We start from the raw sequence: 14339 nt of genomic DNA, 5'->3' as shown, positions 1-14339 counted from the left end.
TCTACCCAATAGGGACTGACCCCCGTTTTTGAGACAGGGATCAAAACACCTTTTAAAGCCAATTGCCGATAGCTTATCGGTGATTGGTTGTTTAGTTTGGTTTGAATACGAATATTGTTATAATAATGAATGTACTCTATGACAGTGCGTTCTACGATGGCGGTCGTAGTTCGATCAATGCTGTTAAGATAGAACGTTTCAGACTTTACTGAGGAATGAAACGATTCGATGGAGGCATTATCAGCGAGCTTCTCTTTGCGGGACATGCTCATGGTAATGCCTTTTGTTTTAACAGCTTTTTGATACTCGTAAGATGTATACACAGAACCTTGGTCACTATATAACACGCAGTTCTCAGGCAGCGTTGATAGCTGATCAAGTGTGTCTAATACAAAGTCTGTGTCCTGCTTATCCCCAATCGTAAAAGCAATCACTTCTCCATTGTATAAATTCACAATATACTGGAAAGGTACAATTGTTTCTGTTCATAAGGCAAATATGTGATGTCCGTTACTAGTTTTTCAAGAAGGCGATCAGACTTAAAGTTCTGATCCAATATATTATCGACCACGGCATATGGCTGCCCATTCTTCTTACGCTTTTTCACCTTAACCCGGCACTGCCACTGATTTTTCTGCATAATACGTTGAACCGTTTTATGGTTAATACACATTCTCTTTTTTAGTATGGCTGTGATTTTTCGATATCCATATCGATACTTGGCTCTCGACACAACGTGCCGATTTGTTTTCCAAATAGCGCTTGGGATGATCCTTCATTAGATTCTTCTTCTAACGATAATAAGACGCTCGAGCGATACCTACATGAATACAGATATCCTGCACGGTCATTGTGCTGTGCAACATTTCTACAATTTCGACTGATGTTTCGCTATCAACTTCCTTTCCAATTCGTTGTACTTTTTTAAAACTTCATTCTGTTGTCTCAGGTGACGAATCTCTGCCTGCAGTTTCTCTAATTCGGAAGAATACTCCGGACCTTTTCCATAAGTGTATTGCTTTCCAACAGGCTGTTCAAATCGATGTGTATCCCCAGTCTTATGCCATCTAACCCATGTCTGAATCTGTGTCTTATTCTTAATATTCAACTCCTGCATAATCTCCTTCATAGGTACACCTGCCAATCTCATTTCTACAGCCTTCTGTTTCACTTCTACCGGATAACTCACTCTTGTCCCCATAGAAAAAACACCTCCAAGTCTAATTTCGGATAACAATCATCCGTATTCAATTCTTGAAGGTGTTTTTATTTGTCTCATCTTATGGGGTCAGTCCCAATAAGGCTAGGGCTTTTATTTTTTCCGCATCCAATCTATCGCTATATTCTGCTTACACTTACGGCAAGTTACGTTATGTTCTCCATACATGACAAAGTTGTTCTTAAATTCACATTGCGGACATTCTAAGCGCTTACCACCAACGAAGGCTCCTAAAAGAAGAAATATGCTAATGGCGCCGAGGCCAAGTCAAGGCAAGATGCCGATAATTGTGACGATCAAAATAACACTCAACAATAAAAGTGCAACCGAGCATCCCCATAATTGAACGTGGAACCCACCGTCCCGAACCACTTAATAAAATGCTATATTTTATATGGACCAATGGAACATGAATGGGTACCATGTACCTGACCCTGTATTAGGATTCCTGGTATTAATAATTTTGACTCTGCCATTTGGCTGAACTTGCCAGTTACACTGGTATCCTGAACTGGTAACCTGCACCATCTGTATGTTACGATCAGGAGCTAATTCCTTAGGAAACTCAAGGTATTCTGTATTAAGGTTGGATACATTTTTTAGTGCTCCATTTAGCTCTACCAGATTGCCGATTCTTCTTATTCTTGGCACAGTGTCAGCGCCATATGTCTTACACCCGTTTAACAGAGTTACGTTTAAGTAGCCAGTATCTACTTTATAGATTGGGATTTCTGTTTCTAACGCAACGCCTCTAGGGGAATTATGAACAAAAATAAAGCATTCTCCGTCAATGATCTGAGCTAAGGATAGTCTCCCTTTGTACTTGCATCCGCCCTCGTTTTCGTAGTCATAGTTAACTGCATCTGGTAGCCGTCCGGGGAATTTACTATTGACAGCTTTTGCAAGACTACTTTTAGTATAGATGAAGGAATTTACTAATTGTCCTGCTGTGTTGTATACAGTGATGGCAGGTTTTCCTTTTTGAGCACCTTGCGTTATGAAGATATAACCATTGTTCACAACAATACCCTGAGATTTTTCAGTTAATCTGCCATAGTTCTCTGTCCTAATACTATTAACCAGTACAGGGTTTCCTGCTTTTACACTCTCCCAAGTGTAAATGTATATATTTTTAATAGTGTCAGTCCATACATCAGATGTGACAAAGTAATCCCCATCAACGTCAGATTTTGCTTTTCCTTTAATAGGAAAGGTGCTCCCTAAGACACCAGTTTCATAGTTGAATATAGCCGCAGATTCTTCATTTTTGGGTCGTACGATAAAACTTAGTTGATCGTTCTTATTATAGAAGTAAGGTAGAGATTCTGTAAAAGACCTACTATCAATCGGGATATTTTTACTACTCTTAAGTTTACCATTAAGGTCCCGTACATCAATACGAAGTACTGTTCCTGTGTTTTCTTGATTGGCTACATAAATCTCTTGTCTTTCTTCATTAATTGAAACACCTTGAATCCACGTCTTCATGTCTTTCTTATATCTGACTGGGAAAGAGCAAAGGATTTTTGCACTGTTTATATAAGCTAAGGGGTCCCTCATTATTTCCCTCCTTTTGTTTGTGTCTAGTATTTCAGTAGAAAGTGCGTCTGTCTGTGCTTGCGATTAGCTTTATCAGACCATTAATATCGTTCATGCGTTTTATTTGCTCAGTTGTCGCCATACCTTACCCCCCTATCCCCGGAAAAACTGCGATTACAAAGAATAAAACCATCGCCCCATTGAGCCAACCGTTTGTCTTGTCTCTTTTTGCAATAATTGCGTCATTGCCTATCATTTTCAGATCATCAGCCTGAGCAACGATCATAGGCACTTGCTCGACATTAACCTTTTGTTTGCTTTGCTCTTTCATAGTGTGAAGAGTTGTTTTGAAAAGCAGCTTTGTATTTTCATCAGCTTGCGGCAAGTATGTTTGGATGAATAACTCGTCATTTGCAACGTAGCCGCCCGTTTTTCTGATTGCGGGATGAGTTCATGAGTGTTTGAATTGTTTAGCCTCTGGTTTGTTACTAGTTAAAATAAGTGAATACAAACCAGCTTCATTGACAACTGTTGTTTTTTGATTACGGCCTAATGAATCGGTGAGGTAAACTTTACTTACCTCGTCTTCGTCGAGCCGGGACACTGCTACTTTGTGATTTGAATGACTTAGTACATTGCAGACATCCTTTGCGACAAACCAAGGTTGTCCATCCTTTCCAACTGTCCGAACCTACTGATCTTGATAATTGAATACTTTTTGTAATTCGTTCATTCATGAACCTCCTTAGAAAAGTTGTCATTCACTAAACGAAAATTTTCGTTCAGTAGGTTCCTTGCTATTGCGCTTGTTTCATATTTGCTTGTTCCTGCGCTTCAATCCACGCATCTATGTTGTGCTTAGTGGGGAAAATACGTGTGCGCACTCAGAAGTGAGGAATTTCTTTTTCACGAACCATTGTGTAAATCGTGTCATGATGAACACCGAGGTATTCAGCAGCTTCCTGCACGGTCATTGTGTTGCGAGACATTTCTACACCTCCTACGCTGCAGTTTTACTCTTTTCGTGTAACTTTTCATCAAAAAAAGTTCATTTACATCACCATCTAGGAGCTCAGAAATTTGTTGGGCTTTCTCAAGGCTGGGTTTTGTGCGACCCATTTCTATGTTGGCATAGCCGCTAGCATATCTATAACCAGGTTGTTTCGCCATGTAAGACTGAGTTTTTCCTTGAGCGAGTCTTGTATCTCGAAGTTTTCTAAGCATAATATCTTTCCACCACCTTACTCTATATGTGTAACATTTGTTGATCTCATCATAATATACACACGGTGGGTAAGTCAACATATTTTTATTCTTTTTGTGTAACTATTTATTTATCTTGTGTAAAACGTGTTAAAATTTACACACCAAATGAAAAAAGGTGTATAAATATGGATAATATAACAGGGAAAGTCTTAACCGAATTACGAGAAAAAAAGGGTTGGAGCAAATCTCTAGTTGCAAAGAAATTAGGTCTTAAAACCATGTCAACTTATGCAAACTGGGAATATGGTTTGCGAAAGCCTGATGGTGAAATGCTTGTGAAAATTGCCAATTTATATGGCGTAACTACTGATTATATTCTTACAGGTAAAAGACCTAACAGCTTTAATAGTGACTTATTCGAAGATCCTGATTTACAAATCGCCTTTAAAGATGCATCTGATTTTTCAGAAGAAGCACGAAGACAAGCTATCGATTTTATTAAGTATTTGAAAGAAAAAGAAAAAAGTCGCAAATCTCCGAATGGGGAGAATGATTGACATTCCTTTAAGCAAAAGTATTGCTATTTTTTATTATCAACTGAAGCAAAAAATAATTACATAACAAACACATTATTCTTTATTTATTATTATTGTTTTATTTTGTTTAGTTTAATTAGTTCTGAACACTTCGCCTCAAAATTTGAGGTAAACTATTCAGTTGAAATCATTTCAACCTCAAATCTTTGAGGTTATATTCTCTTTCAACCGCAAATTTTGAGGTAATCCATTAAGTAAATTCACCATCTTATCCCCGTTGATTTTAAGAATCTATTAACATTTTTGGCGAAATCCTCTTGAATTTTTGGCAGTTTTAGCCGATTATTAATAGGTATTCTAATTTATGAACTGGGGGAATTAGGTTGAAAAAGTGGTTCTTTTTATTCATGTCTTTGGGACTAGCGCTTGCGTTAGCAGCATGTAGCTCTACAGATGATGTCTCTACAGGGAGTAGTGATTCAAAAGACAAAAAAACTGAAGAGACTAAAGATGACGGCTCTAAAAAAGTCGATGCAAGCAAACAATCTGCTGAAGCTCTGGGAATGAAAGTTAACCTGGGCGATGTAAAGATCATGAAAGACAAGATAAACGTTGGTATAAACATTGAAAATACTACTGACAAGGTCCTGACTTTCTATCCAGACCAAGGAAATGCAGTAATTGGCAGCATGCAATTATCAGCAAACATGTTCTTGACTGATGGAGAAGTTGGCGGTGAAGTTCAAGGCGGCGTTAAACAAGAAGGAGTTCTTGAGTTTTCAGCTCCTGATGGAAAAGAAATTGATGTTAATAGCGTTAAAGAAATCAAATTAAACTTCGGTGATGTTACAACTGATGACTTCATGAATACTAAAGCAGTAACAATTAAAGTACCAGTTAAGTAAGGGGATTTTGAAATGAAAAGAACAACTGAATTTGTTTTAGGTCTAATTGGTGGAATTTTTGGATTTATAGGAGCCTTTTTGGCATTAATTGTTGGTGGTCTTGATGCCTCTTTTAACTCATCTGGCACAAGCGATATTATCGGTTTAGGTTGGGGCGCTATCTTCCTCTCCATTCTTGGTATTGTTGCTTCTGTAATTATTAGAAAGAAAGCAAAATTGGGTGGAATTTTACTTCTTATATCTGGTATCGGTGGCCTGATTTGTATTTCTTTATTCTACTTACTGCCTGCTGTTCTTCTCATTATCTCAGGCATAATGGGACTCGCAAGAAAAGACAAAACAACGACGACAGCAGCGTAACGAAGAGCCCTTCAAAGGGCTTTTCTTTCACACTAAAAACAGAACATACATTCCCATCAGGTGGTGCTATTATGACAATTCAGTTATCTCATCTAGAAGAAGTAAAAAAAGATTTATACAAAATTGAATATGTTTACTCCTGAAGAAGTTGACATGGAACGGATTGCGGCTGCTTTTCAGATTTGGATACACTACGAAAAGGCAGCAGCATGTTTTGTATAAATGGTCTTTATAGCATGGTTTTGAATTCAAGGACTTCTCATCAACAACAATGGGAGGACTTTGTCCGTGAGCTCGGGCATCATGTGATTAAACACTGCGGGAACCAATTCAATATGAATCGTATGTTCCGCCAGCTTCAAAAGTATCAAGCCAATAGTTTCATGTATCACTTTTGTGTACCGACATTCATGCTCGAAAAGATTTCGTTGCCGCGCATGCAATCGGAGGCTATAAAGTTAATTGGAGATACCTTTAACGTCACATACCCTTTTACAGCTAAACGGCTTGAAATGTACAAAAGAAAACTGTTTTCTATTCTCTGGCATCAAAAGCTTTATCAAGCAAATTAATTTGAACAAGGAGGTAGCCACATGGTTAGTATTGAAAGGCGCAGTGAAAAATCTTTTAGATTAATAGTCGAAAATGGATATGATGAAAACGGTAAAAGAGATAGAAAAAAGAAATCGACTCGTATCGAAGATCCAAAAATATTAAAGTCTAAACGGAAATTACAGGAGTATCTCGAAGATCAACTGGACCGTTTCAGAATTGAAGTAGAGGCCGGCGAGTATATTGCTCCTGAAAAATCTACTGTCGAATCATTTGCAGTGCAGAGAAATGGGTCGAAAAGAAACTCTTTAATAAAAATGGAAAGCCTGGCGGATTAGGAGATCAAAGATATATTTAAAATTCTGCAAGCATTGTTTAAATCCGCAACAAAGGAATGGAAATTGATAAAAGATGATCCTATGGAGGGATTGAGTTCACCTGAAGCTGAGAATAAGGAAATGAACTTTCTTGAATCAGAAAAAGCAGCTGAATGTATTAAAGTGTTGTATGAAATAGATATTAAATGTCGTTTATATTATCTTGCAGCTCTGATCGGCGGGCTTCGTAGAAGAGAAGCTCTTGCTTGCGAATGGAATTTGGATATAGATTGGGACAAAGGTAGAATATACGTAAATAGATCAATTTCTAAAACAATTAATGGAGAACCCCATGTCAAAGTTCCGAAGTCAAAAAGTTCTCAACGATTCGTTAAAATGCCTGATTTTTATATGGATGAGTTGCCTAAATATTATCGCATATGAAAAAGAAAAATTGTTGCTTAGCGATGCCTGGGAAGGCGGAGAACATCAATATGTATTTCACAGTGGTAAAGGAAAACCTTACTATTATACAACCCCTACCGCAAAATGGACTAAAATAAAAAAGAAGTACGGCCTAAAAGATGTTCGTCTTCATGACTTGCGGCATACTATGGTGGCTCTCCTCATGGAAGCTGGCGAAAGTCTCAGTTGCTATCCAAAGAAGAGCTGGACATGCCAGTGCTCGAACAACTAGTGATATTTATGGCCACGTTACCGAGAAACTCGAAAATAGCACAGTAAAACAATTTAACCAGTTCGATCCTAGAAACCTAGCACAAAAACAGAGTTGATTTTGAAATTCTTCTTCAAAATCAGCTCAAAAAAATAATTTCGCCCCCAATTCGGTCCCAACTCGATGAATGATGACAAATCAATAAATAAGCAAAGTAAAAAACCCTTGCTAGTCAAGGGTTTAAGCTATGATTCCGACTGGGCTCGAACCAGCGACCTCTACCCTGTCAAGGTAGCGCTCTCCCAGCTGAGCTACGGAATCATGATATGTATGTGTTGCTGGGTATGTTGTTGTCTTTCTGACAAGTTCTATTATATAACCTTCCCTTATATTCGTCAACTGCTTTTTTAGAAAAACTTTTTTGGACTTGCTGTTCCGTTCCCCGGCTATTATAATATGTCTTAATTTTCTAACAATAGAGGTGATGGGGTTTTGCATTCTTTGATCTCTTCCGATGATGTTTGGGTATTATGGGGGTTTATTGCGGTGTGGGCGGCAGTGAGTATCGGGCTGGAGCAGCGCTTTAAGTGGGCTTCTGCTGTGTCGGGCGCTATTATTGCCCTTGCAGGTGCTATGGTGTTTACAAATGTAGGAGTGCTTCCTGTTGAGTCGCCTGTGTATGACACTGTGTGGTCTTATGTGGTACCACTGGCGATACCACTTTTATTGTTTCAGATCAATGTTAGGCAAATTTTTAAGGAAAGCAGGCGTTTGCTGTTTATTTTTCTGATTAGCTCCGTTGGAACAGTGCTTGGCAGTATCCTGGCTTTTTTTCTACTCAAACAGCATATTCCCTATCTCGATAAAATCGGCGGGATGATCAGCGCCTCTTATATCGGCGGCGGGGTCAACTTTGCGGCGATGGCGGCAAAATTTGAGACGCCTGGTGAATATGTGTCGGCTACCGTTGTGGCTGATAATTTTATGATGGCGCTTTTGTTTTTTATTTTAATCAGCATTCCTGCACTCAAATGGTTTCAGCGGCATTATGCCATGCCGTTTGAAGAGAAGGTAAAAGCCGATGGAAACAGCGGAAACAGTGCTGAAAGCTATTGGAAACGGAAGGATATTTCCTTAAAGGATATCGCATTTAATGCCGGTGCTGCTTTCGCGCTTGTTGCGGTGAGTATGAAGGTTTCCGGTTATTTTAAAAGCATTTTTTCTCATCCCCTGCTGACCGGTACGCTTGGTGATCAGTACCTGGTGCTTACGTCTTTAACTGTTCTTATCATTTTTCTTTTCCCGCGTTTTTTTGAAAGGCTCAATGGATCTCAGGAACTTGGAACCTTTTTGATTTATTTATTTTTTGTGGTGATCGGCATTCCTGCAGATCTCCGCTTAATCGTCACGAATGCGCCTCTTATTCTATTATTCGTGTTTATCATTGCGATCAGCAATTTAGCGGTTTCCTTAGCTGCCGGAAAATTGTTCCGCGTACGGCTTGAAGAAATTCTGCTCGCCGTCAACGCTACTGTCGGGGGACCGACGACTGCGGCTGCGATGGCAATTGCCAAGGGATGGAGGGAGCTTGTCGCCCCGATCATGCTTGTCGGTACGCTCGGCTACTTAATCGGCAACTATGTTGGCACTTTTATGGGAAATTGGTTTTCTTCCTTCTTATAAAAAGGATATTTGCATTTCCCTGAGAATAATGTAAGAGGAATGCTGACTTGAGAACGGAGAGATCACTGTATGTTAAAAGGAAAAACCATTTATGTTAGACCTTTAGAAGTAACGGATGCCGAAGAAAATTTACGGCTGCAAAGCGAAAATCGGGATTTTTTCGAACAGTTTTCTATGATACGCGCAGACGATTACTATACGGTTGAGGGGCAAAGAAAACGAATAACCGAGTATCAGGAAAGACTTGAGAAAGATGAAGAATATCATTTTGGCATCTTTACAGCGTCAGACGATAGATTAATCGGGACGGTTTCGCTCTTTCAAATCATCCGTGGCGCGCTGCAAACTGCGTTCATCGGGTATTTTTTAGACAAAGCCCATAATGGAAAGGGCATTATGACAGAGGCAGTCAGATTGGTTGTTGATTATGCGTTCCACGAATTGAAACTGCATCGGATTGAAGCCGGTGTGATGCCCCGTAATCTCGGGTCCATGCGTGTTTTAGAAAAAGCGGGATTTCATAAAGAAGGCATCGCCCGAAAAAATGTAAAAATTAATGGCGTTTGGGAGGATCATCAAGTCCTCGCGATTCTGAATCCTGATGACGAACAATAATAAAAGAAGCCGGGCCATCCCCGGCTTCTTTTTTAACGAACCGCAACTGGAGCAATTTCTTTCAGCGCTTGTTCGAAATCGTGTTCTAAATCGTCTGCATGTTCGACGCCCACACTCAGACGGAGCAGGCCATCAGTGATACCGCGTTTTTCACGCTCTTCCTTAGGCATTGCCGCGTGAGACATCGTTGCCGGATAGGACAAAATCGATTCCACGGCGCCAAGGCTGACAGCGAAGACTGGAAGTGACACATTCTCGACTAACTTCTTAACGGCCTCTTTGCTTTCAAGCTCAAAAGATAGCACGGCGCCCGCTCCCGTTGACTGGCTTTTATGGGTTTCAGCGCCGGGATGATCAGCCAGTCCCGGATAATACACGCGCTTCACCGCCGGATGCTTCTGGAAAAATTCCGCAAGCCGCTGGGCTGTTTGACTCGCTTTCTCTAAACGGACCTGCAATGTTTTTAATCCGCGCAGGACAAGCCAGCAATCCTGCACGCCAAGGACGGCGCCGAACGCGTTTTGCAGCTTATACAGCTGCTTCCCAAGCTCTTCATCCTTGACAGCAGCTAAACCTGAGAGTACATCGCTGTGTCCGCTTAAGAATTTTGTCGCGCTGTGAAGTACAATATCCACGCCGAGATCAAGCGGACGCTGCAGTGCCGGTGTCATGAATGTATTGTCCAGAAAGGTCAGGCAGCCGTTTTCTTTTGCAAGCTGAACAACTGCTTTAATATCCGTAATCCCAAGTGTCGGATTTGATGGCGTCTCCATATAAATGACCTTTGTGTTCGGCTTGATGCTCCGCGCCACTTCATTACGATCCGTCATGTCGACAAACGTATGCTCAATGCCAAACCGGGTCAGCACCTCTGTCACCATACGGAAGGTTCCGCCGTATACATCTTCTGTCACAAGAACGTGATCACCCTGTGACAGCAGTAAAAATGCTGTTGAGATGGCAGCCATGCCTGAACTGAAAGCAAATCCTCTTGTTCCGCCTTCCAGTGCGGCAATTGTTTCTTCAAGAGCTGTTCTTGTCGGCGTGCCAGAGCGGCTGTAATCATATGCCCCGAACTCTTCAAATGAAGATTGGTGAAAAGTCGAGGCGTGCTGAATCGGTACACTGACCGCCCCGGTTCCGCCGTCTGTTTTAAATGGATTGTGCACGAGCTGGGTTTCCAGCGTCCAATTATGTTTACTCAAATGAAACAGCTCCCTCTTTGACCTGACATAATGCCTGTTTTAGATCCTCTTTTAAATCTTCCGCATGTTCAATTCCGACAGAAAAGCGCAGCAACCGATTGCAGACCCCGTTTGCGATGCGGATCTCTTCAGGAATATCCATGTGCGTCTGGGTCGCAGGGTATGTAATAAAGCTTTCCACCCCGCCGAGACTTTCTGCAAAACAAATGGTCTTCAGTGCTTTTAAAAACGGATTGACCCATTCTTCTTTTTGCAGACGGAAGGACAGCATGCCGCCTTTTCCGGGATACAGCACATCCGAAATTTCTTCCTGCTCTTCTAAAAACGCCGCAAGCTCCTGCGCGTTTGCCTGATGCTGACGCATTCTGAGGCTCAGCGTCTTCATTCCTCTCATCAGAAGCCACGAATCAAATGGCGGCAGGACGGCGCCGATTGCATTTTGATGCTGAAACATTTCCTCTCCGAGCCGCTCATCCTTCACCACGACAAGTCCAGCAAGCAGATCGTTATGCCCGCCTAAATACTTGGTTGCGCTGTGAATGACAATGTCAGCTCCCAGCTCAAGCGGCCGCTGCAAGACCGGTGTATAAAATGTATTATCTACAATCAGCAGAAGACCGTGCTCCTTTGTCATCCGGGCAATATGTTCAATGTCCGCCTCCTGCATAAGGGGGTTTGTCGGCGTTTCCACAAACACCGCTTTTGTATTCGGCGTAATCTTAGAGCGTAAACAGTCCTCATCGCTGAAATCATCATAATGAAAAGTCAATCCGTATTTTTTCCATTCATTTTCAAATAAACGGTACGTGCCGCCATATAGGTCCGATGAAACGATCAGTTCATCTCCGCTTTTAAACAGCGCCATAATCGTTTGGATAGCAGCCATTCCCGAACTAAAGGCAAGCCCTCTCGCGCCGTTTTCTAAGTTAGCGATGGCGTCTTCAACAAGCTGGCGTGTCGGATTTTTTGTGCGGACATAATCAAATCCGGTAGATTCTCCGATCCCTCTGTGGCGGTATGCTGTTGATAAATAAATTGGAGCACTCACTGTTCCCGTGACTTCATCGCTACGGTTCCCAATTTGGGCTAATTTCGTTTCAACGTGCTGTGACATATAGCTGACACCTTCCCTTTTCAAAATAAAAACCCCTTCTTCATAAGAAGAAGGGGTTTAACGCTTCTTCTTATCTTCCAAGCATAAAAAACGCTTGCTGGATTTAGCACCTTGGCGCTTTGCACATGCAAAACAAGCCGGTTGCTGAGGTTTCTAAGGGCCAGTCCCTCCACCTCTCACGATAAGAAATATCGATTTCAATTTTCTGATTGTTTTATATTAGCGCAATTCACAGTTTATTTCAACACTTTTTTCTTCGTGTGCCGAACCGTTTAAAGAGAGAAATTTCTAATAATTCATGGTACAATAATTGAAAATGCAAGAAAGTATAGTGATGTCCTGGAGGAATGTTTTTATGGCACCGAAAAACGGCACAGTGCAAGAAAAGAAATTCTTTTCAAAAGAGCTTAACGAGGAAATGACCTTGCTTGTTTATCTGCCGTCCAACTACTCCCCGCTTTATAAATACCATGTCATTATCGCGCAGGACGGCCACGATTATTTCAGGCTGGGGAGGATCGGCAGACAGGTTGAGGAATTGCTGTCGAAACGCGAAATAGACCGGAGCATTATTATCGGTGTTCCTTATAAGGATGTAAAAGAGCGCAGAAACACTTATCATCCGGAGGGTTCAAAATTTTCGGCTTATAAACGGTTCATCGCCCATGAGCTCGTTCCTTTTGCAGATGATGAGTATCCAACCTATCAGATCGGTTACGGCCGAACGCTGATCGGTGATTCGCTCGGAGCAACCGTGTCACTTATGACAGCGCTTGATTATCCGAATATGTTTGGCAACATCATCATGCAGTCTCCCTATGTTGACAAACACGTACTAGAAGCCGTGAAACAGTCAGGCGATATCAAACACCTCTCTATTTATCACCAAATCGGAACAAAAGAAACTGACGTCCACACGACAGACGGGAACATTCTGGACTTTACAGAACCGAACCGGGAGCTGAAACAGCTGCTGGAGAAGAAACTTTCCGATTATGATTTTGAGCCATTTGACGGAGACCACAAATGGACATACTGGCAGCCGCTCATCACCCCGGCGCTGAAAAAAATGCTGTAACACTCTATCATACTTTATTTCCAGGAGGGACATAATATGAAATACGGAATCGTTTTATTTCCATCAAAAAAGCTCCAAGACCTTGCAAACTCTTACAGAAAGCGCTATGACCCAAGCTACTCTCTAATCCCGCCTCATTTGACGCTGAGAGCATCCTTTGAATGCGCGGAGGAGAAAGCGGATCAGCTCGTATCACATTTAAGAAACATCGCAAAAGAGTCCCACCCACTCGTTCTCAAAATGACAAAATACAGCTCATTTGCGCCTGTCAATAATGTCATTTACATCAAAGCAGAACCGACGGAAGAGTTAAAAACACTCAATGAAAAGCTATACACCGGTGTGTTGGCAGGAGAACAGGAATATAATTTTGTTCCGCATGTGACGGTCGGCCAAAACCTTTCCGACGATGAGCATTCAGATGTGCTGGGACAATTAAAAATGCAGGAAGTGTCGCATGAAGAAATCGTTGACCGTTTCCACTTGCTTTACCAGCTGGAAAACGGATCGTGGACAGTATATGAAACCTTCTTGCTAGGCAGAGGAGAATAATGTTTGAAAGCAGTTATCGCAAAAAATGAAGAACAACTGAAAGATGCATTCTATGTAAGAGAAAAAGTCTTTGTCAAAGAACAAAACGTGCCTGCTGAAGAAGAAATTGACGAACTTGAAAATGAGTCAGAGCATATCGTCGTGTATGACGGTGAAAAGCCTGTCGGTGCCGGAAGATGGCGTATGAAGGACGGCTACGGCAAGTTAGAGCGGATTTGCGTACTGAAAAGCCACCGCTCAGCCGGTGTCGGCGGCATCATTATGAAAGCGCTCGAAAAAGCCGCGGCAGACGGAGGCGCTTCCGGTTTCATTTTAAACGCGCAAACACAGGCTGTGCCGTTTTACAAGAAACACGGGTATCGCGTGCTTTCTGAAAAAGAATTCCTCGATGCCGGCATTCCGCACTTACAAATGATGAAGGACTGAACGCATCCGGATCTTTTGAGATCCGGATTTTTTCCGCATATAAAAAACCGTTCTCTCGTATGAACGGTTTTTTATACATATCGATTAATATATGTGCCCATTCCTTTTTCTCGCAATCTCTTATAAAGAGAGCGCTTACGTTTCATCTCGTTTACTTTTCTTTCAGCGGCCGTTTGATTCTCCTGCTGCTTTTCCAGTTCTTTGTATACCCGCTGAAACGGGACATAGCTGATTTTTTCGGTTCCGGCATAATCCTGCTTATGTCCAATCGTTCTATTAGCATATTGAGCGTATTGCTGGTTCTGAATTTGACCTGCATATATCATACAATACCCACCCCTCTGCTGTCTCTTTTC

General features: G+C 41.6%; 17 protein-coding genes, 1 tRNA gene, 5 pseudogenes and 1 riboswitch. Of the genes and pseudogenes, 12 read left to right on the top strand and 11 right to left on the bottom strand.

From position 1 onward, the window contains the following. Positions 1-53: 53 nt before the first annotated feature. The 7 genes and pseudogenes from NSQ16_RS06375 to NSQ16_RS06345 all read right to left on the bottom strand — a co-directional run. A pseudogene (locus NSQ16_RS06375) lies at positions 54-1201 on the bottom strand (IS3 family transposase); the annotation flags it as partial. Positions 1202-1609: 408 nt separating this feature from the next. Then, positions 1610-2779 (bottom strand): hypothetical protein, encoded by a 1170-nt coding sequence (locus tag NSQ16_RS06370; protein WP_230488464.1) that lies wholly within the window; start codon positions 2777-2779, stop codon positions 1610-1612. 34 nt (positions 2780-2813) lie between these two features. Beyond that, positions 2814-2900, bottom strand: a pseudogene (locus tag NSQ16_RS06365) (hypothetical protein); the annotation flags it as partial. A gap of 3 nt (positions 2901-2903) precedes the next feature. Then, on the bottom strand, positions 2904-3089 hold the full coding sequence (locus NSQ16_RS06360; protein ID WP_224588919.1) for a hypothetical protein: 186 nt from the start codon (positions 3087-3089) through the stop codon (positions 2904-2906). A 120-nt stretch (positions 3090-3209) separates the two neighbouring features. Further along, positions 3210-3437 (bottom strand): annotated as a pseudogene (locus NSQ16_RS06355) (Bro-N domain-containing protein); the annotation flags it as partial. A gap of 118 nt (positions 3438-3555) precedes the next feature. Then, positions 3556-3747 (bottom strand): annotated as a pseudogene (locus tag NSQ16_RS06350) (helix-turn-helix domain-containing protein). Further along, positions 3710-3928, bottom strand: a complete 219-nt coding sequence (locus tag NSQ16_RS06345) for a helix-turn-helix transcriptional regulator (protein WP_230488481.1) — start codon at positions 3926-3928, stop codon at positions 3710-3712. Before NSQ16_RS06345 ends, NSQ16_RS06350 begins: the two are co-directional and overlap by 38 nt. Positions 3929-4149: 221 nt before the next feature. Between NSQ16_RS06345 and NSQ16_RS06340 the strand changes: the two genes are divergently transcribed. From NSQ16_RS06340 to NSQ16_RS06310, 7 genes and pseudogenes are all read left to right on the top strand, one after another. Further along, complete coding sequence (locus tag NSQ16_RS06340) at positions 4150-4521, top strand: helix-turn-helix domain-containing protein (protein WP_076457849.1); 372 nt, start codon at positions 4150-4152, stop codon at positions 4519-4521. 362 nt (positions 4522-4883) lie between these two features. Further along, positions 4884-5405: a hypothetical protein gene (locus NSQ16_RS06335; RefSeq protein ID WP_230488463.1), complete on the top strand. Its 522-nt coding sequence runs from the start codon at positions 4884-4886 to the stop codon at positions 5403-5405. Between the two features lie 12 nt (positions 5406-5417). Continuing rightward, positions 5418-5765, top strand: coding sequence for a DUF4064 domain-containing protein (locus NSQ16_RS06330; RefSeq protein WP_163117517.1), 348 nt, complete (start codon positions 5418-5420; stop codon positions 5763-5765). Positions 5766-5836: 71 nt separating this feature from the next. Next, a pseudogene (locus tag NSQ16_RS06325) lies at positions 5837-6337 on the top strand (ImmA/IrrE family metallo-endopeptidase). Between the two features lie 21 nt (positions 6338-6358). After that, positions 6359-6655 (top strand): hypothetical protein, encoded by a 297-nt coding sequence (locus tag NSQ16_RS06320; protein ID WP_014479478.1) that lies wholly within the window; start codon positions 6359-6361, stop codon positions 6653-6655. A gap of 63 nt (positions 6656-6718) precedes the next feature. Further along, positions 6719-7078 (top strand): hypothetical protein, encoded by a 360-nt coding sequence (locus NSQ16_RS06315; protein WP_230488482.1) that lies wholly within the window; start codon positions 6719-6721, stop codon positions 7076-7078. Then, positions 6975-7331 (top strand): tyrosine-type recombinase/integrase, encoded by a 357-nt coding sequence (locus NSQ16_RS06310; protein WP_329956614.1) that lies wholly within the window; start codon positions 6975-6977, stop codon positions 7329-7331. Before NSQ16_RS06315 ends, NSQ16_RS06310 begins: the two co-directional genes overlap by 104 nt. A 227-nt stretch (positions 7332-7558) precedes the next feature. On the opposite strand, the gene NSQ16_RS06305 is transcribed toward NSQ16_RS06310, so the two are convergent. Then, positions 7559-7631: transfer RNA gene (locus NSQ16_RS06305), tRNA-Val, on the bottom strand. A gap of 171 nt (positions 7632-7802) precedes the next feature. Here NSQ16_RS06305 and NSQ16_RS06300 point away from each other — a divergent pair. Continuing rightward, positions 7803-8993 carry a DUF819 domain-containing protein gene (locus NSQ16_RS06300; RefSeq protein ID WP_009967022.1) on the top strand — a complete coding sequence of 397 codons (1191 nt, stop codon included), beginning with the start codon at positions 7803-7805 and terminating at the stop codon, positions 8991-8993. 69 nt (positions 8994-9062) lie between these two features. Continuing rightward, entirely contained in the window at positions 9063-9608 is a 546-nt protein-coding gene (locus NSQ16_RS06295) for a GNAT family protein (RefSeq protein WP_003232852.1), read from the top strand. A gap of 32 nt (positions 9609-9640) precedes the next feature. Here the strand turns inward: NSQ16_RS06295 and metC are convergent, their stop codons facing one another. Continuing rightward, positions 9641-10813 carry a cystathionine beta-lyase gene (metC, locus tag NSQ16_RS06290; RefSeq protein WP_021479530.1) on the bottom strand — a complete coding sequence of 391 codons (1173 nt, stop codon included), beginning with the start codon at positions 10811-10813 and terminating at the stop codon, positions 9641-9643. Beyond that, a complete protein-coding gene (gene metI, locus NSQ16_RS06285) occupies positions 10806-11927 on the bottom strand; it encodes a cystathionine gamma-synthase/O-acetylhomoserine thiolyase (RefSeq protein ID WP_026113650.1) in 1122 nt (373 codons plus the stop codon). Before metI ends, metC begins: the two co-directional genes overlap by 8 nt. Positions 11928-11994: 67 nt before the next feature. Further along, positions 11995-12115: riboswitch (SAM riboswitch) on the bottom strand. A 167-nt stretch (positions 12116-12282) separates the two neighbouring features. On the opposite strand from metI, the gene NSQ16_RS06280 reads away from it, so the two are divergent. Genes NSQ16_RS06280 through NSQ16_RS06270 form a run of 3 tightly spaced genes read left to right on the top strand, consistent with a single transcriptional unit; the run spans position 12283 to position 13983 of the window. Continuing rightward, the gene (locus NSQ16_RS06280) at positions 12283-13005 is read left to right on the top strand and encodes an esterase family protein (RefSeq protein ID WP_029726266.1); all 723 of its coding nucleotides are present in this window, start codon (positions 12283-12285) and stop codon (positions 13003-13005) included. Positions 13006-13041: 36 nt separating this feature from the next. Next, positions 13042-13557, top strand: a complete 516-nt coding sequence (locus NSQ16_RS06275) for a YjcG family protein (protein WP_003232861.1) — start codon at positions 13042-13044, stop codon at positions 13555-13557. Between the two features lie 3 nt (positions 13558-13560). Beyond that, positions 13561-13983 (top strand): GNAT family N-acetyltransferase, encoded by a 423-nt coding sequence (locus NSQ16_RS06270; RefSeq protein ID WP_185184232.1) that lies wholly within the window; start codon positions 13561-13563, stop codon positions 13981-13983. 71 nt (positions 13984-14054) lie between these two features. Here NSQ16_RS06270 and NSQ16_RS06265 read toward each other — a convergent pair whose 3' ends face one another. Continuing rightward, entirely contained in the window at positions 14055-14309 is a 255-nt protein-coding gene (locus NSQ16_RS06265; protein WP_003232866.1) for a hypothetical protein, read from the bottom strand. Between the last annotated feature and the right edge of the window lie 30 nt (positions 14310-14339).

Source organism: Bacillus sp. PS108, from assembly GCF_037963335.1.
GTDB lineage: Bacteria > Bacillota > Bacilli > Bacillales > Bacillaceae > Bacillus > Bacillus subtilis.
The sequence above is the reverse complement of the archived record's forward strand: the minus strand, read 5'-3'. Positions and strand labels throughout refer to the sequence as shown.